This is a genomic window from Halobacillus aidingensis, assembly GCF_900104185.1.
Classification (GTDB): Bacteria; Bacillota; Bacilli; order Bacillales; family Halobacillaceae; genus Halobacillus; species Halobacillus aidingensis.
On sequence record NZ_FNIZ01000014.1, the window covers coordinates 37,529 to 59,152 of the forward strand.

The following is a 21,624-nucleotide window of genomic DNA, read 5'->3' on the forward strand; positions in this document are numbered from 1 at the left end:
AAAAATAAAAGCCATAATCGAAAACATTAATAGGCTGGAGGTGATAAAGGTTGATCAAACGTCTTTTTCAAAAAGCAGATCCCTCCCTGGATGAACAAGTAGCTTCAGCCAAACAGGGAGATGATGATGCACGTAATGAAATGCTGAAACAGTATCAACCTTTCATCGCCAAAAGTGTTTCTGAAGTTTGTAAAAGATATATAGACCCTAAAAAAGATGATGAATTCAGTATCGGTTTGCTTGCATTCAATGAAGCCATCCAATCTTATTCTTGTGATAAGGGAAGTTCATTTCTTTCTTTTGCGAGACTTGTAATCAAGCGGAAAGTGATTGATTATATTCGTAATGAACAAAGACGTGTGCCAGTCACTTCGCTCGATGAGGATTTTCATGATGAAGAACAAATGGAAAATCCTTTAGAAATTTCAGCGGCTAAGGAAAAGTTCCAATTGGAAACAGAAGCTTGGCATCGTAAAGAGGAAATTATGGAATTTCAGTCTCAATTGCAAAAGTATAAGCTATCCTTTGATGAGCTGATTGATGCCTCTCCTAAACATAGAGATGCCAGAGAATCCGCTGTTCAGGTGGCGAGGCTCGTTTATGAAGATGAATTTTTGTGTTCGCAAGTCATAGACAAAGGACGATTACCGATCAAAGATCTGGTCGATCGTGTCGATGTTAGTAAAAAAACATTAGAACGAAACCGTAAATTCATCATCGCATTAGTTCTCATCCTGAACGGGGATTACGTATATCTTAAGGATTATCTGAAAGGGGTGGGTATGTGAAAAAAGGTATTGTCATGGAACAGCAGAATGAATATATGATTGTCATGACTAGTGATGGCAAATTTCATAGAGCTGAGAAGGTTGACCATGCAGATATTGGGATGGAAGTGCAATTCAAAACAGCTAATGAGCGTAAAGTCCTGCATCGATGGACGCAGGTTTTGCGTAATCATCATACGCGAGCAGCTGTTGTAGCCATTATGTTTCTACTGATGGTTTTTCCTGTTTTTTCGTGGTATGGAAGCAACCAAGCGTTTGCTTATATGAATATTGATATTAATCCTAGTGTTGAACTTGAATTGAATGATCAAATGCAAGTCATAGATATGATTCCTCAAAATGATGAGGCTGAAGAAATCGTTTCCGCTCTGAAGGATTGGAAAAAGAAAGATGCATCGGAAGTTACCTTTGAGTTGCTTGAATTGAGTCAAGCAAGGGGGTATGTGAATGATGCGAACCAAGTCCTGATTGGTATCAGTTATTTAAAAGAAGAAGTGAATCAAAATTACACGGAAGAGATTGAAACGTATCTTATGGAAAAAGCCACAAATATAAGCATTGCTACCTTCTTAGTGCCGAAGGATCTAAGAAGAAAAGCCATAGACCAAAAGGCATCTGTCAATGAAATGGTTGCAGACCGAATAAAGAATGAAGAAATGGACCAATCAGAAGAATCAGAACTCCCTGTTCATGTTGAAGATGATGATCGAGAAATTATTCAATCCTTTTATAAAGATGATTCATCTGAAGAAAAACAAGAGGAAGTACGTGATTCTGATGTGAAATCAGTGGTCCCACCTGCTGTTGATGTGAAGCCTGAAAAACAGGGTGCAACAAATAAGAAACCCGAACAAGCAGGCCAAAAAGGAAAAGCGCAAGCTCCTGGTCAGCAGAAAAAAAAGCCTGACCAAGGGGAAAAACACATAGAAAAGAAAGACAACGAGAAAAAGCACATAGAAAAGAAAGAGAACAAGAAAAAACATAAAGAAAATGAAAACGAACGAAAAGAAGATCAGAAAGCGAGCGATAAACCAAAGGGAAAGCCTAAAACTTCTCCTAAACCAAAAGAGAAAGAGAAAGAGAAAGAAAAAGAAAAGCAGATAGATAAGAATTCAGGTTCGAAACATAATCATAAGCAGGATGACCGAAATAGAGGGAAAGGCTCGAACGAAAAAGAGAAACCTCCTCGCGGTAACGGGAATTCTTCGAATGGAAAGCACTCCTAGACAGTTAGGAGTGCTTTTTTGTTGATGAAGCAGTGAGTATAAGGGTATCGTGTAGAAAAGGAGGAGTAATAATGAGTAAACCTTATATAGGCGTTAAGAATGGGAGATTGTCGGACTGTCCGAAGTCTCCGAACTGTGTGAGTACTCAAACGGATCAAGAAGAAAAGAAGATGACAGCGCTTGCTTTTTCTAAAGATTTGGAGACAACAAAGTCTGTAATCAAAAAAGTCTTGAGTGAGATGGAGAGGACGGCAGTTGAAACGGAAACCGAAAATTATATACATGCCGTGGTCGAATCCAAGTGGATGAAATTCAAGGACGATGTTGAGTTCTATTTCGATCAGGAGGAAGAGGTCATACATTTCAGATCTGCTTCAAGAGTGGGGCATTCCGACTTTGGAGTCAATAAGAAACGAATGAAGGCCATCTCTGAACATTATGAGTCCATGAGGAGAGAATCCCATGACGTTTGATTATCAAATCGCCGTCATAGGTGGCGGTTCAGGCGGCTTAACGGTCGCAGCAGGCGCGGCAAGCTTTGGGGCGAAAGTAGCTCTTATTGAACGAAAAACCGAACTTGGTGGGGATTGCCTTCATTATGGATGCATGCCTTCAAAGGCATTGATTCAAGCGGCTAAAGAGGTGAAAGAGTCCGCTAAATACGCTGAATGGACGGAAGATGAATATAAAAAATTGTTCAAATCAGCGATGGAACGGGTCGCAGATGCTTTACAAGATGTCCAAGAACATGATTCAAAGGATCGCTTTATCAACCTTGGTATTGATATTTATGAAGCAGAAGGAACCTTTTTAGATGAACACACATTGCAAGTAGGGGAAAAGACGATTACTGCCAAACGTTTTGTCATAGCTACTGGATCTTCCCCAGCTATACCTCCGATCGATGGTTTGGAGGAAGGGGATTACTTAACAAATGAAACCATCTTTTCACTGAATCAGAAACCTTCTTCTATGGTGGTTATTGGCGGAGGAGTTATCGGAGTGGAACTGGCTCAGGCGATGAGTCGTTTAGGTGTGGATGTAACAATGATCGAGGGTAGTGAACAAATTCTATCTAAAGAGGATAAGGAGATAGCAAGCTTGTCTCAACGCTTGTTATCTGAAGAACTGAATATTTTAACGAATGCAAAGGCTGAACGCGTGGAGAAAAACGGGGATCAGGTTCACATCCACTATAAGAAAGATGGTGCTCAAAACAGCATCACTGCAGATACCATCCTTGTAGCGGCTGGAAGAAAAGCGAACATCGGAAGTCTTGGACTGGACAAGGCAGGTATTGTAACTGAAAAAGGCTCGATTCAAGTGGATGCAACTTTAAGAACCAATAAGAAACATATTTATGCTGTAGGTGATTGTAATGGATCGATGCCTTTCACTCATGTCGCAGGAATGGAAGGTAAAATCGCCGTATCTAATGCCGTTTTGGGCCTTTCTAGAAAAGCTTCTTATGAAAAGATTCCATGGGTTGTCTACTCGAACCCTGAAATTTATCATCTCGGTTTGACTGAAGAAGAAGCACAAGAGAAGTATGGGGAAGACTTGTTGACCTTCAAAACAAAATTAGCTGACAACGATCGTTTTATGGCGGAACGGAAAAAAGAGGGACTTGTAAAAGTTTTGACAACGGACCGAGGAAAAATCGTCGGAGCTCATGCTATTGGTGAAGGGGCTGGAGAATGGATGCAGGAAGTTGGGACTGTGCAGGCGCTCAATAAGAAGTTTCAAAGCATCTCGAATGTCGTACATCCTTACCCTGCTAAAAACAATGTCGTCTCTCAAACCGCAGACCTTTATTGGAGAGAGAAACTGTTCGGAAGTAAATGGAATGATCTTATTCGTTGGTATGTGAAAAAATGGAGATAAACAAGGGATTGAAAATGCGTAGAGAAACAATCTCTACGCATTTTTTATATCAGCTATTCATTGTCTTTGTCCTCATGCAAATGCTCGTCCTGATTCCCCATCAGACCATAGAAAAACATATGGGTAATCTCTTCACTTAATTCCGGTAAAGAATGGTCGAAGAGATCTTCCTTCGAGCGCATCGCCTGGTAGTACATTTCTATATAAAACATGATGGAGCGGAAAGAAATATCCGGATGAACGTACCCTTGGGCTTTTCCTTGTTCCACGAGTTCCATCAGTAAAGGGACAGCATCTTTTTCTGTGAAGGTTTGAATCAGTTCCTGTAACTCAGGCTGGTCCCTCATCACTGTTTGAAGAAATCCAGGGTCCATATGGAGGATGTTTTCTTTTTTATCTTGAATGACAAATCGAATCTTTTTTTTGAAGTCCATGTCGTCATTGTGGACGACGTCACGAAAACGATCCAATCGTTCGTAAATGAATTTTTTAACCGTCTCGAATAGGAGTTCATCTTTGCCGCCAAAATAATTATAAATGGTGACTTGAGAAACTTGTGCTTTTTTTGCAATTTCCTGGATGCTGACTTTCTGCACCCCATATTCTGAGAACAACTTCAGGGAGGCGTTCAAGATATTTTGCTTTTTGCGTTCTTTCCGTCTTTCAAATCCATTCATTGTCTACACCTCTTCTTAAACCATCATACACGAAGTTATGAACCGATTCAATTCATACATTTCATTTCCGCTCCCCCTGACTTTACTACTCCATCTTCCACATAAGCTCCCGATTGTGGAAGACTCAGTTTCGAGACTTTTGTTGAGTGGATGGGGGCGGAGGGGAATGGCTCGCTTTCCGCGGGGCCCCATACGAAGTGGGGTCGTTCGATGTTGGCACAGGACGTGCCGAACATAATCGAACTTCCTCTATTCTCTTGAGCCTCCTCGAACTGCGTCCTGTGGGGTCTCACCAAGCACTTTTTTCCCTTAGATATCCGGTTCCGGCGCCTAGCGGCTAGTGAGACTTCCCTCGCTTCTGTACGATAAGTCAACATCGAATCACTTCGTTCTTCGTGTTTCCTTTATCTCCGCCAGCTCAGTCCAGTCCATACGCCGCTGATCAAGGCGCCTGCACACTTAAGGTAGGAGTCTCCCCATTCCCCTCCGCCCCTTTATCCAATAAGTGTCTCGAAACCACTTACGGTATAGGATGTTTTTACTGACAAGGAAAGTAGAGCTATATGAATTCCCATAACCGCTATTCTGGATAAAAAGCTTGCTATAGAGCGCTTAATTACTATAAATCAGGAATTGTGAAAGACATTCATCCTCGGGAAAGGGGTTCGTTTCACATATGCATCGAATGGGGTGGTTGGGAAGCTGCGAGACTCCCGTGGGAGAAAGGAGATAGGCGAGATCCCGCAGGACGAAGTCCGAGGAAGCTTGCCACTCCCCCACAGGAAAGTGTTCAAATGCGGAACCGCCTTGGTAGACACGACTGGCATAAGCCGAACAGCAACGGAATGTGCCTTTTCATTCCTTTGCTGTTCGGCTTATGACGCGAGTGTCTGGGCGGTGGAGCTAGACGAGTAGCTTCCCAGCCCCCCCTAACGCTCAACACGGCAAACGAACCCCGAAAAGTCTCGAAATCGAGTCTTCCACAATCCTTCCATATAGTTGAATAACTTTGTTAAAAACTAGACAAGAAGGATAGAGGTTGAGTACGATGAAAATGGTTGAATGATCATGATGAGGAGAGGAAGATTAGATGTCGAAGCTTGATCTGACTCAGTATGAAAAGAAAATGATTGTTAGAAACATGCAGGATAAAGATATCGAACAGATTTTTAAGTTACAAAAAGTTTGTTTCCCTGATATGGATCCATGGAAGAGGGAACATCTGGAGAGCCACTTGACACATTTTGCGGAAGGGCAATTTGTCGTTGAGTTTGATGGGAAAATCATTGGAAGCTGTTCAAGTTTGATCGTTAATTTTGATGAATATGATGATAAACATACGTGGGATGACATTACAGATGAAGGGTATATCACGAATCATGATCCAGACGGGTACAATCTGTATGGAATTGAAGTGATGGTCCATCCTGAATACAGAGGGATGAAAATAGGAAGACGTTTATATGAAGCAAGGAAAGAATTAGCCCGCGCGTTGAACTTGAAGAGTATCATCATCGGAGGACGTATTCCGAACTACCACAAGTACGAAGATGAAATGTCCCCACGTGAATATGTGGAGGAAGTCCGCAATCAAAACATTTATGATCCTGTCCTTACCTTCCAAATCATGAATGGCTTTACTGTCATGCGGATCAACCCTGATTATCTTCCGGATGACGAGCAGTCTTTGAAGTATGCGACGCTGATGGAATGGAATAATATTGATTATCGTGCCCGTACAAAACGCTATTTTAAGACAAGTCATCCAGTGAGAATTATGGTCATTCAATATATGATGAAAAATATCGATTCCTTTGAAGAGTTTGCAAAGCAATGTGAGTATTACGTAGATGTTGCTGCTGATTACGGATCTGATTTTGCGGTATTTCCCGAAATTTTCACTACGCAGCTTATGTCCTTCTTAGAAGAAAAAGTCCCGTCTCAAGCCGTTCGTAAATTGAGTGCATATACCGAAGAGTATATTGAAATGTTCACACACCTTGCTGTGAAATACAATGTGAACATTATCGGCGGGTCCCACTTCGTGGAGGAAGAAGAGCAGATTTATAACATATCTTATCTATTCAGACGCGATGGTACGATCGAAAAGCAATACAAAATTCACGTAACACCGAACGAACGGACATGGTGGGGCATTCAGCCTGGAGATGCGGTCAAAGTCTTTGATACGGATTGTGGCAAAATCGCGATTCAGATTTGTTATGATATCCAGTTTCCTGAGCTCGCTCGCTATGCAGTCGATCAAGGAGCGAACATTATTTTCGTCCCGTTTTGTACGGATGACAGACAAGGATACTTACGTGTACGTTATTGTGCCCAGGCTCGTGCGGTCGAAAATCAGGTGTACACCGTTATTGCAGGTACGGTAGGAAATCTGACGCAAGTGGAGAATATGGATATCCAATATGCACAATCGGGCATCTTTACTCCATCGGACTTCGAATTTGCCCGTGATGGAATTATTGGTGAATGTAATCCGAATGTGGAAACGGTCGTTGTTGGAGATGTTGATTTAGAAATACTGAGAAGACAGCGGAAGTCAGGAACTGTCCGGCAGCTACGGGACAGACGTCGGGATTTATTTGATCTTCGATTTAAATTAGACACAGAAGAAAAGCCAGAACGAACGTAAGGGAGGAATTTTGATGATGTTGGACAAACAAGTGGCTATTGTTACAGGAGCTTCAAGAGGAATCGGAAAAGAAATTGCTTTCCAACTCGCTGAAAAAGGGGCTTATTTATCCATCATAGGCAGCTCTGAAGAAATTCACCAAACGAAGGAAGATTTAAAGAAGCAAGGGCACACAAACGTTTTGGCTTATATGGCCGATGTCAGTGATGAAAACGAAATCGACCAGGTGGTGGAAGGGACCAAGAAAGCGTATGGCAAAGTAGACATTCTTGTCAACAATGCTGGAATCGGTGATTTTAAACCAATTGAAGAAGTGACGGTAGAAGAATGGCGTCGTACGTACGATATCAACGTACAGGGTGTATTTCTCGCGACCAAAGCCGTTCTTCCTATCATGAAAAAGCAACAGTTCGGTACGATCATTACGGTCGCCTCTGATGTCTCTCGATATACGATTCCAGAAGGTGGTGCCCTATACACATCCACAAAATACGCTGTTCAAGGGTTTATGGGGTCACTCGCTCAAGAAGTGAGAAAAGATGGCATCCGGGCAGGTACCATCAATCCTGGAATGGTGGATACTTATTTTGCGAATGGGACTCAAGGCGATCCTGAAAAATCAGAATGGCTCAAGGTTCATGATATTGCGGAAGCCGTCGTCTACATGGCGCTTGCGCCGAAACATATGGTCATTGATGAAATGCATCTCCACCCGCTCATCCAAGATTACCCACGGGTATAAATGAAGACCAGGTCATCCAAAAAATGGATGACCTGGTCTGTTTATTTATGTGAAAAAGCTGGGCTCTAGTGTAGTCGCTTGAGCATGATCGATATAGCTTAACAAGGCTTCGTGAGATTCCAGCATTTCGCTTTGTTTGCTCGGATAATAAGCCGAGTGAAGGAATGTTTCGATCTTTTTAGAAAGAAATTCATCCCTTGTGCGTACCATGAGGACGAGCAAGTCGTCCCATTGCCCCCAGATCATGAAATGCAGGGCTTTGTCGTAATCATAGTGATTCATTGGATGACACTTCCTTTATGAAAGGAGTGGTCTTATTATCCCCGCGAGCGTTCTTACTCAATCAGAGAGTTCGTCACAGTTCTGGGAATCCCGACACATTTTTGCTTTTTTCTTCCGCAAAGCATTGGAAATTTTGTTATGATAGTATGGAAAAGTTTTGCTTTTGACGGAAGGAGTCTTCGTGATGTCAGAAAAAAATCTGCTTTATGCAAATGTGGGGTGTGTCATCTTATTGGGATTGTTATTATTCCTGGGCTTTGTAACAGCTGAAGCTGATGCCACCCAACAGGTGATGATTCTCATTTCGGAAATCATTGGAGGAATAACCCTGGTTGTTGCCATTCTTTCTCTTTTTTACATAAAAAGTGATCAACGGTTTCTCCCTCTATCCATTTTATGTTTTTTAGCTCCCTGGTTGTTGTATGGGATCGGTTACGAAGTAGGGTTTGATGCTGCAACACCTTATACGTGGATATGGTTTATTGGATTGTACATTCTTCTAATTGTGGGCTTTATCTTTATTCGGATCGGTTACAAAAAAATAGAGGGTCATTATAAACTTGTTTCTGCTTTCCTTTTATTTATTAATGCTATTTTTTTCGTTTATTTAATTTTCATTCAAATATGGTGGAGCATCCCGTTTCTGAATAGCTAATCCTCAGTTCTCATTCAACTGAGGATTTTCTTTATATGCAAGCTGACTTCCTGTTTTTAGCAATCGCATATTTGCCTTCCAACCACACATACTAACCGTAAACATGGATGGAAGGAGGTTGAAAAACATGAAGATCAAAGTATTAGCCATCGGTCTTTTAGCAGCTGGATCTCTTGTCGCCTGCCAGGCGGAACAAGAAGCTGGTGACAATGGCAACTACAACGGAGTAGAAAATACAAGCTTCGAACGTACAGCTGATGACATGGCCGAAAATGGTCAAAAAGCGAACCAGTATGACAATGATCGCGGAATGGTTCATAACACGAATTATAAAGTGGCCAAGGATGCAGCAAACCGTATCGAAAAGAATGTCGATGGCGTGGATCGTGTTTATGTGCTGAAAACACGCGATAATGCCTATGTAGCGGCAGAGCTTGATAATCCTAAAGGAGACAAGAACGAAGTCTCTGATGAAATGGAAAAGCAAATCAAAAAAGCAGTCAAAGCATCGGACCAGGACATTAACAATGTTTACATTTCAACAAATCCAGATTTTGTTGACTTGACGAACAATTATGTGGAAGACTCTCAAAACGGTGAGCCTGTCACAGGATTTTTCCGTGAATTCGGAGAAATGGTTGACCGGATTTTCCCTGACCAACGTTCATAATAAAGAAAAGCCAGGACTTTTTTAAAGTTCTGGCTTTTCAGCTTTTAAGATCATGAAATTAGGCTTTGTTGAAACTTTATGAAATCCTTCTGGGTGTACTTTTTTAAATTCCAATGTAGGCTTTGGCTCGGAGAGTTTGATTAAATGAAAATGATCCGTCACTGAGGAAATAATCTCATCAAGCGGACGTCTGTAGAAAGTCATCGGAATTTTTTCTCCATCAACTGTCCATTCATCTTGGATTTCATGGCAGGCATAATAAGAATCCACCTCATGGTTCATATAATCCATGAACGGATGATGGGTAGAGAAAAGAAGGGTGCCTCCTGGTTTTAATGTGCGATGGAACTCCTGAAAAATGGGTGCCCAATCTTTTATGTAATGCAAAGTGAGTGAACTGATAATAAGATCAAAGGATCTATCATCCATTGGCAGAGGGTCTGTTAAGTCGTGAACGAAAGCGTGGACCTTGGCATTTCCTGCTCTCCGCTTGGTTGCGGCAATCATCGAAGGACTGAGGTCTATCGCTGTGACGTCTGCATCTTGATCGGCCATGTAACGCGCATACCATCCTGCTGCACAGCCTGCATCCAAAACTTTTTTCCCTTGAAGATCAGGGAGTAGATCGACCATGGCCGGACGTTCAAGATAAGCATTGTAGGGCTTTCGGTCAACTTCGAATTCATAATGCGAAGATAAATGCTCATAGGAGTGGAGGACATTCTTTTTCATATGAAAACTCCCTTCTGTTCTTATTTCTTTCAGTGTACCTCAAAAAAAGGTTGCAACTCTAATAAAAGAGCGTATAATCAATTCTGTAGTAAAAATGACTAATTCGTTCAAATGGTCAGGTGGTGAGATTGATATGGATAGAAAAGAAGAAATTCGTGACGCTGCACGTCAATCTTTTTCAATCTTGGGTTATAAAGCGACAACGATGGATCATGTCGCCAAAGCCGCTAATGTAGGAAAAGGGACGATTTATAACTTCTTCCGAAACAAAGAAGAACTGTTTCAGGACATTATCGCGGAACTCCTTTTGGAAATGAAGAGAAAAGCTGAATCCGTCATGGATGACGAACAATCCCTGAAAGAAAATGTACATCGATCACTGGTCGAATTGCTTCAATACCGTAAAAGCCATCAATTGACAGTGAAACTCGTGTACGAAGCTCGTGAAATAGGAACGGCAGCTGTGAAGGAAGCCCTTCAAAATATAGAGTCTCTAATTTTGGATTATCTAAAGGAAAAAGTTATAGCAGCGGTGGCAGAGGGAGATATTCGCCAATGTGATCCGGAAATTACGGCATTTATGATGTTGAAGTTATACACGGCACTGATTATTGATTGGGAAGAAGGACATGAGCCTTTATCTAAGGAAAAGATCCTTCATTTATTTGATGATTATGTGTTCAAAGGATTGTCACCCGAATGATGGTCCTCTTTTTTTGCACGAAAATGACCAAATGAATATTTTAGTCATATGTTATTGGGGGATGGAAAATGAATGGTTGGAAACTTTGGATCTCAGAGTGGAAACATATCGGAAAGAACAAAAAAGTACTCGTACCGTTTTTAGCGGTGCTTCTTATACCGCTGATTTATAGTGCCATGTTTTTGTGGGCGTTTTGGAATCCTTATGGCAGTATGGATCAATTGCCCGTAGCCATTGTCAACCTTGATGAAGGGGCGGAGTTCAGTGGAGAGCCTCTTCAAGTAGGGGAAGAGTTCGTGAGTCAATTAGAAGACAGTGGTGATTTTGAGTACCATCTCGTTTCAGAGGATAAAGGTTATGAAGGTCTTGAAAAGCAAGATTATTATATGCTTGTGGAGATTCCATCCAATTTTTCTGAGGATGCTACAACGGTGATGGATGATACGCCGAAGCCGTTGCAGTTGAAATACGTACCGAATGAAGGGTTTAACTTCCTATCTGCCCAAATCGGAGAATCGGCAACAGAAAAAATGAAAGCTAAATTATCCAGTGAAATGACAGAAACCTATGCGAGTGCTATGTTTGAGCAGTTCAATGTACTTCAAAAAGGTTTAGCAGAAGCAAGTGAGAAAGCAGGAAGCCTGGACCAGGGAGCGGCCGATTTGGACCAGGGAGCCAAACAATTGGAAGAAAAATTAAAAACATTCTCGGAGAAACAACTGGAGCTTGCAAGTGGGACGCAAACGCTGCGGAACGGTGCGTCTGATTTGGCTGCCGGGTCGTCTGACTTGAGTGATGGACTGGGAAGATTACAAGAAGGATTTTCGCAACTTGAAAGAGGAACAGCTGATGCCCAAGGTGGCGCGGAAGACTTACAAGAGGGCATAGCTCAATCTAAAGAAGGAGCCGAATCTTTAAGCGAAGGCATCTCTTTGATGGTTGAAAAAACGTCTCCGTTAAAAAGTGGCGCAGAAAAGCTTAATGAAAGTATGGTCAGGCTGAATCAAGGCGCAGGTCAGGTATCCACTTCTGCCCAACAGGTGGCTGAAGGTATCACTAGTCTAAGAAAAGAGATGGTTCCTTTAGTTGAAACCATGCCTGAAGAACAACAAAAAGCTCTTCTCCAAAAGATTGAAGACCTGGAGGCTGGAGCTGGCAGCCTTGTTCAAGGAGCAAGTTCTCTCAACTCAGCAACAGCAAGTGTCGTCGAATCTACTGGGCCGCTGACCGGGGAAATTCAAGAACTCCTCAAGGCACAAACTCAACTGCAAAAAGGGGCTGATTCACTAGTCGCTGGTCAAACGAATCTCTATGAAGGATCCGTCAAGCTTTCCGATGGGCAAGTGAAGTTGGGGAACTCTATGGGTCGCTTTTCTCAAGAACTGGCCAAAGCTCAGGAGGGAGCTGTGAAAGTGGCCTCCGGAGCATCTGACATCAATCAAGGAGCGAGTCGGATCTTCGATGGGTCCAACCAGCTGGCTGACGGTTCTAGGCAACTTCAAGAAGGAGCAGGTGATTTGTCAGAAGGGACAAATGCATTAACAGCCGGAACGAAAGAGTTCGAATCGAATCTAACTACAGCTTCATCGGAAGCGAATGAGGTGAAAGCTGATGATGAGACAGGAGAAATGATGGGATCACCTGTAGGTGTGGAGAAAGAATCCCTTAATCATGTGCCGAATTACGGTACAGGCTTCACCCCTTATTTCTTGTCACTAGGCTTATTCGTAGGCGCATTGTTAATTACGATTGTTTACCCTGTCCGTGATCCCGTAGAAAATCCGAGAAGCGGGCTTGGGTGGTTCTCGGCGAAATTTGGTGTCTTGTTTGTGGCTGGCACCATTCAAGCTGTGATTGCGGCAAGTGTGATACTGTATGGGTTGAAACTAGAAGTTACACATGTAGGGTATTTCTATTTGTTCAGTATCCTCACGAGTTTGACCTTTATGACGTTGGTACAGATGCTCGTGACCTGGCTCGGGGACCCAGGAAGATTCATGGCTATTTTGATTTTAATTCTTCAACTGACGACGAGTGCAGGGACCTTTCCTCTAGAATTGATTCCTGAACCGTTACAATGGTTTAATCCACTTTTACCTATGACTTACTCAGTGGCTGGATACAAATCCATCATATCCGATGGCAATTTCGCCTTCATGTTGCAGAATGCTTCTATTTTGACAGCTTTCATTTTAGGAGCTTCCGTACTATCGGTCATGTATTTTGTATTGAAAAATCGAAAACTAAACGCTTCCCTTCAGGAGGAGGCCGTATAAAAAGAGAGCTTTTTGCTCTCTTTTTTTGTTCAGGCACCTTCGTATATTGTAGTCTTTTTTTAGGGGAAAGCACCGCTGTCATCAAACAGGTGAAGTAAGAAAAAGAGTGACGTTGCCAATCCATTATTCTGATAAAATGTGAAAAAAGGGGGATTGGATAATGATTAGAATGGCAGAGGTCTGTGATGCGTCAGACTATAGAGATCTCATTGAAAATCTGGAGGCAGAATCCGATTTTTTACTGTTTGGTAAAGGCGAAAGAAAATCCACCATAGAACAGGTGGAAGGCTTGATTCAAAAGGTGGAGAAAGAAGAAAATTCTACGATCTTCCTATCCGAATTAAACGGGGAAGTCATCGGGCATGTCACCGTTTTTGGCGGGGGTGCACCAAGGATTTTACATACAGCGAGCGTAATTACGGGAGTATTGAAGGAATTCCATGGCCAAGGATCCGCTAAGGAGCTTTTCCTTCGTCTATTTGAATGGGCGGAAGAAAAAGGAGTGATAAGGCTTGAACTTACGGTTATGGTCCATAATGAAAGAGCTGTTCACTTTTATGAAGGCATGGGTTTTGAAAAAGAAGGAGTGAAGAGACAGTCCCTTATCGTCAGTGGAAGGCCTGTCGATGAGTATGTCATGGCTAAAATTCTAGTATAGGGGACAAGAAGATGGTCTGAACCTTCATGTTCGCTGCTTTACCCTCATATAGTAAAATAAGCGAAATCGAAGGAGGGGGCATCTTTGAGACCAGATGACCAAAAGAAGCTCGAATATGCGATCAGAGAAATAACAGAAATCGCTAAAGGTTTCGGGCTTGATTTCTACCCAATGCGTTACGAAGTCTGTCCTGATGATATTATTTATACATTCGGAGCGTACGGGATGCCGACACGCTTTTCCCACTGGAGCTTTGGAAAGCAATACTACAAGATGAAGCTACAATATGATCTCGGATTAAGCAAGATTTATGAACTTGTCATCAACTCGAATCCTTGTTATGCCTTTTTGCTGAATTCAAACAGTTTAATCCAAAATAAGCTGATTGTTGCCCACGTCCTGGCTCACTGTGATTTCTTTAAAAATAATGCCCGGTTCCAGAATACGAAAAGGGATATGGTTGAGAGTATGGCGGCGACTGCGGAACGAATCGCTACTTACGATAAAATATATGGCAAACATGAGGTCGAATCATTCCTTGATGCTGTCCTTGCCATTCAGGAACATATTGATCCATCTCTCGTCCGGCCAAAACTCGCCTGGTCCATGGACGAAGAAGAAAGTGAAGAGAAACCGCTTCAAACAGAATATGATGATATTTGGAAGATCGACGAGTCTTCATCAGAGGAGCAGCCAAGGTTTAGAAAGAAAAAGAAATTTCCACCAAGGCCTGAGAAGGATTTGCTGCTTTTTATTGAACAGTACAGCCGTGAACTTGAGGACTGGCAGCGGGATATCTTGACGATGATGCGGGAGGAAATGTTGTATTTCTGGCCACAGTTGGAAACGAAGATCATGAACGAAGGATGGGCTTCTTACTGGCATGCGCGAATCTTAAGGGAAATGGACTTAACGAGTGATGAGTCTGTTGAATTCGCTAAACTTAATGCGAGCGTTGTGCAGCCTAGTAAGACCCAGCTGAACCCGTATTATCTAGGTTTGAAGGTTTTTGAGGATATTGAAGATCGGTATGACAATCCGACGGAGGAAATGATCAAACACGGGATCGAACCCGGTTCAGGAAGAGAAAAAATGTTCGAGGTTCGGGAAATAGAATCGGATCAAAGCTTCATCCGCAATTATTTAACGAAAGAACTAGTTCGGAGAGAGGATTTATACCTTTTCCAAAAACAAGGGCAAAAATATAAAATAACAGATAAAGATCATGAAGCGGTCCGCGATCAGCTTGTCACCATGAGGGTGAATGGAGGATTCCCATATATCACTGTCCAGGATGGTGATTATGTGAAGGGTGGGGAACTTTACTTAAAACACCATTATGAAGAAGTTGAACTCGATGTCGGGTATTTGGAAAAAACACTGCCTTATGTTTATCAGCTGTGGGGGCGAAATGTCCACATAGAAACGAAAGTTGAGGGACGGGATGTTGTTTTCAGCTACGGTGGTAAAAAAGTACAGAAGAAATATCTATAGAACGTAAACTGCTCTTTTAAAAGAAAGAGCAGTTTTTTTGTGCGTTTGAGCATGTCAGAGACTTAATAGACTTAATCGGTAAGAAATCGACAAAACCTCTCCCTTCATTTGACAACGTCGAGAAAAGGAATTTGATATAATGACGGTAAGATTTACCTTCCTATAAAAAGAGGTGAAATGGATGAAAAAAGTGCGCGTGGCTATATTCGGTTTGATTGCTGTATTGATTGCCGCTGTCTTTTTTTATGTAGACAACAAAGAGGTCAACGCACTGAAAAACAACCAGACCTATCCGATGGTGGAAGCCCCCCGACAACACCCCGAACCTATTACGGTTTCTTCTCAGGAAATTGGGGATACGAAAGTCCATTTGACCAAGCTTTACAGCAGGAACGATGCAAAAGGACTATATCTTGGAATGTGGTATGGAGACAGAAATGCGGTGATGAAAAATAAGGAAAAGGATTGGTTGAGAGAGAAAGGTCATATAGAATTTTTAGTAAAAGCTGTCGATTCCAACGGCACCACGTATAATGGACACACGATTGGCACCAAGGAAGGCACGTTCACCACGTTCCGGTATATCCAATTTGATGACTTCCGCTATGACAAGGAGCTGGACGAGCTTGATTTGGCTTTTTATCCTATGATGGATGATGGTAAGGGAGGGGTCCCCTACGAACATCCCTGGTTGGAAACCACTGTAGAAGTGGAATGATTAAAGCTTGCCAGCGCATAAGATAGCATTGAAGAATGTTAGTGGAAAGGTTCTTTTTATGCTGAGCTTAGACACAGGTCTAGGCTCTTTTTTTCGAATAAACAATGGTCAATGAAAAGGGGACTCCTAATGAGATATTCTCGTGTCTTACTAAAAATTAGTGGTGGTGCCTTGAAAGGGGACAGCAAGGACAGCTTCGACAATCAACGACTGGACCATATCGCAAACGAAATTCTCTCGCTTCTAGAAAGTGGAATGGAGGTTGCGGTCGTCGTCGGAGGTGGCAATATCTTCAGAGGTAGAACCGCTGAAGACTGGGGGATTGAACGGGTAGAGGCTGACAATATAGGTACAATCGGCACGATTATTAATAGTCTGATGCTAAGGGGTGTGTTGAAGAAAAAATCAAAAAAAGAAATTCGGGTCATGACTTCCATACCAGTGGCAAGTGTAGCTGAGCCGTATATTCGTTTGAAGGCTTTGCATCACCTGAGTAAAGGAATGGTCGTCATTTTGGCGGGAGGGAACGGGCAGCCGTTTGTGACGACCGATTATCCTGCGGTACAAAGGGCGATTGAATTGGATTGTGAAGCGATCCTTGTTGCGAAACAAGGGGTGGATGGTGTGTACACATCGGATCCTGTCAAACATAAAGGAGCCCAAATGTATGGCACGTTAAATTATGATGATATACTTCTCCATAACATCCAGATCATGGATCAGTCCGCTCTCATTCTTGCACGAGACTTTAAGCTGCCTGTCCACATCTTCAATTTTGATCATCCAGGGCTGATGAAGAGGGTTTGTATGGGTACAGATGAGGGTACTCTCATTTCACATCGACCTTCCAAGCTTCAAACATTGGAATAGGTCGAACGGTACCATTTAAAAAGTTTTTCAACTGAGGGTCCAACCCCGGCCTTTTTTCTGATAAACTATTCGTTAAACCTAGAGATGACTTGAGGAGGCAAAGTAATGACGATTCATGACCATATATTGACAGAGAATGATTTTGTAAAACAGGATACATTGAAGTACCCATTTGAGGAACGGGGGCTTCAATTCGGTGACGGGATTTATGAAGTCATCCGTGTGTATAACGGAAGCTATTACTTAATCGATGAACACATTGATCGGCTGTACCGGTCAGCGGCAGCTGTTAAAATCGATGTCCCTTATAAAAAGGAAGAAATGTATGAAAGGCTGTATGAACTGCTCAAGAAAAACGGGATCAAAGGGGATGCCAAAGTATACTTGCAAATTACCAGAGGCTCTGCGCCTAGGGATCACGCCTTTCCTGATCAAACACAAGCCAACTTATATGCCTATGTGAAAGATCTCCCTCGTCCAGAATCATTCTTACGCGAGGGCGTCAGTGCCATTACTCAGGAAGATGTCCGCTGGGACTGGTGTTACATTAAGAGTTTAAATTTGCTTCCGAATGTCCTCGCTAAACAGACGGCCAAAGAACAAGGCTGCTATGAGGCGATTCTCCATAAAAATGGAGAAGTGACAGAATGCAGCTCTTCCAACGTTTATTTTGTGCGCCAGGGGAAAGTGTACACCCATCCGGCTAAGAAGAACATTTTACATGGATGTGTAAGAATGAGGGTGGAGGCTTTTTGTAAGAGGGAGAATATTGATTTTATTGAAGAAGCCTTCCAAGTAGAGGACCTTGCTTATGCGGATGAACTGTTTTTATCCAGCAGTACCTCAGAAATTATGCCGATATTGAAAGTTGACGGGCAAACCATTGGTGATGGTCAGCCTGGCGCGGTTACGCGGAAGCTGCAAAAGTGTTATGAGGCAGATGCTCATATAAATCAGGAGGATTCAATCTTTACAAGCCAGGCGGCAGCTGAATAATAGAAGCCCGGTAGCTTTAGGCTGCCGGGCTTTTTCGTTATTTCCTTTGTGAATAAATGAGCATCATAGCTGGCACCCATAAACCTGCAGGTTGTACCAGGTACAGAAGTGCGTACTACCCTGCCCATGGCGTACCAGGTACAGAAAAGGAAAACCGTGTACCTGGTACGCCACGGTGTGTGGGACATCATGAGAGTAAACGGTGAGAAAAGGGAGCAAGCGGGATAATAAATAGAGGCTTTTGGATATGCTATAATGCTAAGGAAAAGAGGAAAGGAGCGGTCTTTTATGGGAAATGTAAAACTTGAAATGACAAAAGAACAATATGAAACACTGGTTGAAATGGTGTTTTTAGGGACATGGATGGTCAATTCGACAAAGTTGGAGCTGGATGAACAGTTCGAAGATGTAAGAGAACTCGTCTTGTCGAAATATAAGGAAGGGAATCTTGAGGACAAGGTTTCCTATCAGGAACAAATAGGTGTCCATGACCTTGATGTGGATTATGAATCGAAACTATTAGATACGCACGTGGAAGAATACGATGAGTTCAGCTTCTGGGACAAGTTGGTCGAGAAACTCGCTGAAAAAGAGATGACGGAAATCTACGGCCCCCTAGAAGGGAAACTGACAGAAGATCAAATGGAAAAGCGACTGACCATTGAGGAAGAAATCGGTCGAAAGCTTGAAGAGACAGGTGTGACGAAGCTCTCCTTTGAGGAATGAAAAAAAGCGTGATGCTTCCATCACGCTTTCTGTGTCATTTTCTTCTTTGGTTGTGTCCATAGGGCAGCAATCGGCCTGGCCCACTGGAAAGACCATTGAATGAGCGGTCCTAATAGCAAGGCGACAATCAATGTCCCGAAACCGACCGGGGCTCCGAGCAAAAAACCAATGAGAGCCATTCCAGATTCGGAGAAAATGCGCACCCTACTTTTCGATTGGTTCGTTTTTTCATTCATAATCATCATGAAGTGATCCAGAGGAATGCGGGGGAATGGCGTTCGTAAATAAACAGAGATTCCTATAGCTGTGGCTAAGAGGCCGAGTGAGAAAATGCCCCATTGAGCCCACCATGCTTCATACTCCATATTCTCAAGCATTCCGTATAGAAAGATATCCAGTGTTCTTCCGCGGATGATAATCGGGATCAATGATTCGAATTGAGGGCGTTTATGCTCCAACTTGGCATTAACAAGTAATAAGATAACAAAAGCGACGATCATGACGCTTCCGACAGTTACAGGGAAATGCATGGAGAGACCGACAGCAATGCTGTCTCCCGGACCGACTCCTAAACCGGATTTTATGATCAGCGCAAGACCAAGACTTGAAACGACAAGTCCTGCAACATAGATGATAAATAGAAACAAATATTTCATAGGTAGACTCCTTTATGTGTCCACTTGTGCTCCGTTTATCATATCGTCTGGATTCTGCGATGTAAAGTTTCTGAACGGAGCGTTTGCCGATTGTTCAGATGGGAAAACAAGAAAGAGAATGAAAGAAAGGATGATACGTATGCAATACGCCGTTGTAACAGGGGCTTCTCGTGGTTTAGGAGAAGCGATTGCACGTCAATACATTTTAAAGAATGTGAATGTGGTGGCCGTTTCGCGTTCAGAGAATGAAGAGTTGAAAGCATTGGCAGAGGAAAAAGGGGTGGGTTTTCATCATGTCAGCTGTGATCTAAGTGACATGGACGATTTAAATCGAGGGCTCAATCAAATGGTCGATCTAGTTTTCAACAAGGACACGCATTATGTTTATCTCGTCAATAATGCAGGAGTCATCGAACCCATTGAAACGGTGGGTGAATTGGAAGCAGATGCCGTTCAAAAACATATGCAAGTGAATGTAACGGCGCCCATTCTTACCGTTAATCGTTTTGTGAAAGAAGCGAATGAAAGAGACATTTCTCTTGGGATCATAAACATTACCTCTGGTGCAGCAGAGAAGACGATTCATGGCTGGAGTACATATAGTAGCTCCAAAGCAGCCATCAATCGTTTTACACAAACTCTGGCTCTCGAGCAGGAAGGGAAGGATCATACTATTCTTGCCTATAGTCCTGGTGTCATTGATACAGACATGCAAGGCGAAATCCGTTCCTCTTCAGAAGACGCTTTTGCAGATGTGGAGAAATTCCGCAAATTGAAAGAAGAAGGGGAATTACGCTCGCCTGATGAGGTGGCGAGTGTATTAATGAACCTTTTAGAAAAACCGGATAAAATCGAAAATGGCCAGGTGTATAAGCTTTATGATCTAGTAGGCAAATGATGGAAGGAGCCCCGAGATGAACGGGGCTCCTTTTAATATTCCAGAAGTTCGATTGCTGAAGCTTGTTTGTGGGCTTCAATTCTTACTTGGCCTCCGATAGGAAAAGTAAAGATCGGAGTGGTATGACCGAAGCTTGCATTGTAAATGATCGGGATATGTCCGAGTTCTTTTTTAGACTTGAGAATCTGTATAAGCGTATCATCATCCATGTTGGATTCTTTTTGGAAGCGGCCGATGATCATTCCCCGCACTCCCTCGAAGCCAGGTTGGTGGATCAATGATTGTAAATCACGGTCGAAGGTAAAGGGGTCTGATAACAGGTCATCTTCAAGGAACAGGATTGTACCATCAAGGGAAGGCATATACGGCGTTCCATGAAGCAAGTTCAATGTACATAGGTTCCCACCTATGGAGGTTCCTTCAGCCACTCCTTCCTGCAGTACTTCATAGCCGGGATTGGTATGGAATTGTCGCTCCTGTTGATTCAAATACCAGCGATCGTCACTCCAGTCAAACGCTGGGTATATGTTTTGCGGTTCTGTTTCAGTGAATACTTTCATAAAATGATCGAACGTATAGTGGAAGCCTTTCTCCATACCAAAAGAGGAAAAGTGGGGACCGCTGTATGTGACCAGCCTCGTCCTTTTATATATCGTGTTGGAGAGAGCCGTAATGTCCGAATAGCCACAGAAAATCTTTGGATTCTTTTGAATGAGATCGAAATCGAGATGGCTCAACAACTGGTTGCTGTCATATCCACCAAGAGTAGTTAAGATGGCTTTGACATTCGGATCAGAAAAAGCTTCGTGAATATCGGCCACTCTGTGATCGACCGGATTCGAGATGAAATGGCTGCTTTCTGCCGCATATGTACTGAAGCTTACGTTGAATCCCGCCTGATTTAATCGCTCTATGGCAAGATCCTGTTGTTCAGGTGCTACGATCGCTAAACTTTTAGCGGGAGAGATCACTCGAATTTCATCTCCCTTTTTCAATTTCTCAGGTATCATTGGCTTTCCTCCTTCTTCCATTGGTAAATTACAACACTATACCAAATATGTGTGTTTTCGTCTATCATTTTAAGAGTATTCCGAAACTATTTTCGAATTCACTCGTATGTATGAGAAAGGAGGAATGATATGTTCCCAACGATTTTTGGACTCATCCTTGTCCTTGTGTTTTTAGCCCTTATCTTCAGGTTTGTAGGGCAATCAACGAGCAGTCGCAGCCTTTCCTCTAAAAAAGATGATGCGACGTGGCAGCCTGGATTTCATCAGTTCGATCATTCGGATGGTGGTGGAGACGGGGGAGGAGAGTGAA

The 21,624-nt window shown here is 42.7% G+C and carries 23 protein-coding genes; 18 read left to right on the forward strand and 5 right to left on the reverse strand.

The window, feature by feature from the left end:
• Positions 1-50: 50 nt before the first annotated feature.
• The 4 genes from sigI to BLS23_RS13540 all read left to right on the forward strand — a co-directional run bounded on the left by sigI (position 51) and on the right by BLS23_RS13540 (position 3,898).
• Complete coding sequence (sigI, locus tag BLS23_RS13525) at positions 51-788, forward strand: RNA polymerase sigma factor SigI (protein ID WP_089653127.1); 738 nt, start codon at positions 51-53, stop codon at positions 786-788.
• Positions 785-2,014: an anti-sigma factor domain-containing protein gene (locus tag BLS23_RS13530; RefSeq protein WP_089653128.1), complete on the forward strand. Its 1,230-nt coding sequence runs from the start codon at positions 785-787 to the stop codon at positions 2,012-2,014. The genes sigI and BLS23_RS13530 overlap by 4 nt, the downstream gene beginning before the upstream one ends.
• Before the next feature lie 71 nt (positions 2,015-2,085).
• Entirely contained in the window at positions 2,086-2,487 is a 402-nt protein-coding gene (locus tag BLS23_RS13535) for a DUF1499 domain-containing protein (protein ID WP_089653130.1), read from the forward strand.
• The gene (locus tag BLS23_RS13540) at positions 2,477-3,898 is read left to right on the forward strand and encodes a dihydrolipoyl dehydrogenase family protein (RefSeq protein ID WP_089653131.1); all 1,422 of its coding nucleotides are present in this window, start codon (positions 2,477-2,479) and stop codon (positions 3,896-3,898) included. The genes BLS23_RS13535 and BLS23_RS13540 overlap by 11 nt, the downstream gene beginning before the upstream one ends.
• A gap of 53 nt (positions 3,899-3,951) precedes the next feature.
• Here BLS23_RS13540 and BLS23_RS13545 read toward each other — a convergent pair whose 3' ends face one another.
• Positions 3,952-4,575, reverse strand: a complete 624-nt coding sequence (locus BLS23_RS13545) for a TetR/AcrR family transcriptional regulator (protein WP_089653133.1) — start codon at positions 4,573-4,575, stop codon at positions 3,952-3,954.
• A gap of 1,090 nt (positions 4,576-5,665) precedes the next feature.
• Between BLS23_RS13545 and BLS23_RS13555 the strand changes: the two genes are divergently transcribed.
• Entirely contained in the window at positions 5,666-7,228 is a 1,563-nt protein-coding gene (locus tag BLS23_RS13555) for a GNAT family N-acetyltransferase (protein ID WP_089653137.1), read from the forward strand.
• 16 nt (positions 7,229-7,244) lie between these two features.
• Entirely contained in the window at positions 7,245-7,970 is a 726-nt protein-coding gene (locus BLS23_RS13560) for an SDR family oxidoreductase (protein WP_089653256.1), read from the forward strand.
• Between the two features lie 45 nt (positions 7,971-8,015).
• Here BLS23_RS13560 and BLS23_RS13565 read toward each other — a convergent pair whose 3' ends face one another.
• Entirely contained in the window at positions 8,016-8,252 is a 237-nt protein-coding gene (locus BLS23_RS13565; RefSeq protein WP_089653138.1) for a YhdB family protein, read from the reverse strand.
• 184 nt (positions 8,253-8,436) lie between these two features.
• Here BLS23_RS13565 and BLS23_RS13570 point away from each other — a divergent pair, with 184 nt between their 5' ends.
• On the forward strand, positions 8,437-8,907 hold the full coding sequence (locus BLS23_RS13570) for a hypothetical protein (protein WP_089653140.1): 471 nt from the start codon (positions 8,437-8,439) through the stop codon (positions 8,905-8,907).
• A gap of 127 nt (positions 8,908-9,034) precedes the next feature.
• Positions 9,035-9,577: a YhcN/YlaJ family sporulation lipoprotein gene (locus BLS23_RS13575; protein WP_089653142.1), complete on the forward strand. Its 543-nt coding sequence runs from the start codon at positions 9,035-9,037 to the stop codon at positions 9,575-9,577.
• A gap of 21 nt (positions 9,578-9,598) precedes the next feature.
• Here BLS23_RS13575 and BLS23_RS13580 read toward each other — a convergent pair whose 3' ends face one another.
• Positions 9,599-10,309 carry a class I SAM-dependent methyltransferase gene (locus BLS23_RS13580; protein ID WP_089653144.1) on the reverse strand — a complete coding sequence of 237 codons (711 nt, stop codon included), beginning with the start codon at positions 10,307-10,309 and terminating at the stop codon, positions 9,599-9,601.
• A 127-nt stretch (positions 10,310-10,436) separates the two neighbouring features.
• Here BLS23_RS13580 and BLS23_RS13585 point away from each other — a divergent pair, with 127 nt between their 5' ends.
• From BLS23_RS13585 to BLS23_RS13620, 8 genes are all read left to right on the forward strand, one after another.
• Positions 10,437-11,012, forward strand: coding sequence for a TetR/AcrR family transcriptional regulator (locus BLS23_RS13585; RefSeq protein WP_208599186.1), 576 nt, complete (start codon positions 10,437-10,439; stop codon positions 11,010-11,012).
• A gap of 68 nt (positions 11,013-11,080) precedes the next feature.
• The gene (locus BLS23_RS13590) at positions 11,081-13,288 is read left to right on the forward strand and encodes a YhgE/Pip domain-containing protein (protein WP_089653147.1); all 2,208 of its coding nucleotides are present in this window, start codon (positions 11,081-11,083) and stop codon (positions 13,286-13,288) included.
• A gap of 160 nt (positions 13,289-13,448) precedes the next feature.
• Positions 13,449-13,946: a GNAT family N-acetyltransferase gene (locus BLS23_RS13595; protein ID WP_089653149.1), complete on the forward strand. Its 498-nt coding sequence runs from the start codon at positions 13,449-13,451 to the stop codon at positions 13,944-13,946.
• Between the two features lie 84 nt (positions 13,947-14,030).
• Entirely contained in the window at positions 14,031-15,440 is a 1,410-nt protein-coding gene (locus BLS23_RS13600; protein ID WP_089653151.1) for a SpoVR family protein, read from the forward strand.
• A 181-nt stretch (positions 15,441-15,621) separates the two neighbouring features.
• Entirely contained in the window at positions 15,622-16,158 is a 537-nt protein-coding gene (locus BLS23_RS13605) for a hypothetical protein (RefSeq protein WP_089653154.1), read from the forward strand.
• 129 nt (positions 16,159-16,287) lie between these two features.
• The gene (pyrH, locus tag BLS23_RS13610; RefSeq protein ID WP_089653156.1) at positions 16,288-17,028 is read left to right on the forward strand and encodes a UMP kinase; all 741 of its coding nucleotides are present in this window, start codon (positions 16,288-16,290) and stop codon (positions 17,026-17,028) included.
• Between the two features lie 105 nt (positions 17,029-17,133).
• Complete coding sequence (gene dat, locus BLS23_RS13615) at positions 17,134-18,024, forward strand: D-amino-acid transaminase (protein WP_089653159.1); 891 nt, start codon at positions 17,134-17,136, stop codon at positions 18,022-18,024.
• 288 nt (positions 18,025-18,312) lie between these two features.
• Positions 18,313-18,750, forward strand: a complete 438-nt coding sequence (locus tag BLS23_RS13620; protein ID WP_089653161.1) for a hypothetical protein — start codon at positions 18,313-18,315, stop codon at positions 18,748-18,750.
• 20 nt (positions 18,751-18,770) lie between these two features.
• Here BLS23_RS13620 and BLS23_RS13625 read toward each other — a convergent pair whose 3' ends face one another.
• Entirely contained in the window at positions 18,771-19,406 is a 636-nt protein-coding gene (locus tag BLS23_RS13625) for a YczE/YyaS/YitT family protein (protein WP_089653163.1), read from the reverse strand.
• Between the two features lie 139 nt (positions 19,407-19,545).
• Here BLS23_RS13625 and BLS23_RS13630 point away from each other — a divergent pair, with 139 nt between their 5' ends.
• Positions 19,546-20,304, forward strand: coding sequence for a (S)-benzoin forming benzil reductase (locus BLS23_RS13630; protein ID WP_089653164.1), 759 nt, complete (start codon positions 19,546-19,548; stop codon positions 20,302-20,304).
• Positions 20,305-20,336: 32 nt separating this feature from the next.
• Here the strand turns inward: BLS23_RS13630 and BLS23_RS13635 are convergent, their stop codons facing one another.
• The gene (locus BLS23_RS13635; RefSeq protein ID WP_089653167.1) at positions 20,337-21,314 is read right to left on the reverse strand and encodes a S66 family peptidase; all 978 of its coding nucleotides are present in this window, start codon (positions 21,312-21,314) and stop codon (positions 20,337-20,339) included.
• Between the two features lie 129 nt (positions 21,315-21,443).
• Here BLS23_RS13635 and BLS23_RS13640 point away from each other — a divergent pair, with 129 nt between their 5' ends.
• Complete coding sequence (locus BLS23_RS13640) at positions 21,444-21,623, forward strand: hypothetical protein (RefSeq protein ID WP_089653169.1); 180 nt, start codon at positions 21,444-21,446, stop codon at positions 21,621-21,623.
• Position 21,624 lies beyond the last annotated feature (1 nt).

Excerpts from the sequence above, each read along its gene's own strand:
- BLS23_RS13535 (WP_089653130.1), top strand. The coding sequence starts at position 2,086 with ATGAGTAAACCTTATATAGGCGTTAAGAATGGGAGATTGTCGGACTGT.
- BLS23_RS13540 (WP_089653131.1), top strand. The coding sequence starts at position 2,477 with ATGACGTTTGATTATCAAATCGCCGTCATAGGTGGCGGTTCAGGCGGC.
- BLS23_RS13545 (WP_089653133.1), bottom strand. The coding sequence starts at position 4,575 with ATGAATGGATTTGAAAGACGGAAAGAACGCAAAAAGCAAAATATCTTG.
- BLS23_RS13555 (WP_089653137.1), top strand. The coding sequence starts at position 5,666 with ATGTCGAAGCTTGATCTGACTCAGTATGAAAAGAAAATGATTGTTAGA.
- BLS23_RS13560 (WP_089653256.1), top strand. The coding sequence starts at position 7,245 with ATGTTGGACAAACAAGTGGCTATTGTTACAGGAGCTTCAAGAGGAATC.
- BLS23_RS13565 (WP_089653138.1), bottom strand. The coding sequence starts at position 8,252 with ATGAATCACTATGATTACGACAAAGCCCTGCATTTCATGATCTGGGGG.
- BLS23_RS13570 (WP_089653140.1), top strand. The coding sequence starts at position 8,437 with ATGTCAGAAAAAAATCTGCTTTATGCAAATGTGGGGTGTGTCATCTTA.
- BLS23_RS13575 (WP_089653142.1), top strand. The coding sequence starts at position 9,035 with ATGAAGATCAAAGTATTAGCCATCGGTCTTTTAGCAGCTGGATCTCTT.
- BLS23_RS13580 (WP_089653144.1), bottom strand. The coding sequence starts at position 10,309 with ATGAAAAAGAATGTCCTCCACTCCTATGAGCATTTATCTTCGCATTAT.
- BLS23_RS13590 (WP_089653147.1), top strand. The coding sequence starts at position 11,081 with ATGAATGGTTGGAAACTTTGGATCTCAGAGTGGAAACATATCGGAAAG.
- BLS23_RS13595 (WP_089653149.1), top strand. The coding sequence starts at position 13,449 with ATGATTAGAATGGCAGAGGTCTGTGATGCGTCAGACTATAGAGATCTC.
- BLS23_RS13605 (WP_089653154.1), top strand. The coding sequence starts at position 15,622 with ATGAAAAAAGTGCGCGTGGCTATATTCGGTTTGATTGCTGTATTGATT.
- pyrH (WP_089653156.1), top strand. The coding sequence starts at position 16,288 with ATGAGATATTCTCGTGTCTTACTAAAAATTAGTGGTGGTGCCTTGAAA.
- dat (WP_089653159.1), top strand. The coding sequence starts at position 17,134 with ATGACGATTCATGACCATATATTGACAGAGAATGATTTTGTAAAACAG.
- BLS23_RS13620 (WP_089653161.1), top strand. The coding sequence starts at position 18,313 with ATGGGAAATGTAAAACTTGAAATGACAAAAGAACAATATGAAACACTG.
- BLS23_RS13625 (WP_089653163.1), bottom strand. The coding sequence starts at position 19,406 with ATGAAATATTTGTTTCTATTTATCATCTATGTTGCAGGACTTGTCGTT.
- BLS23_RS13630 (WP_089653164.1), top strand. The coding sequence starts at position 19,546 with ATGCAATACGCCGTTGTAACAGGGGCTTCTCGTGGTTTAGGAGAAGCG.
- BLS23_RS13635 (WP_089653167.1), bottom strand. The coding sequence starts at position 21,314 with ATGATACCTGAGAAATTGAAAAAGGGAGATGAAATTCGAGTGATCTCT.
- BLS23_RS13640 (WP_089653169.1), top strand. The coding sequence starts at position 21,444 with ATGTTCCCAACGATTTTTGGACTCATCCTTGTCCTTGTGTTTTTAGCC.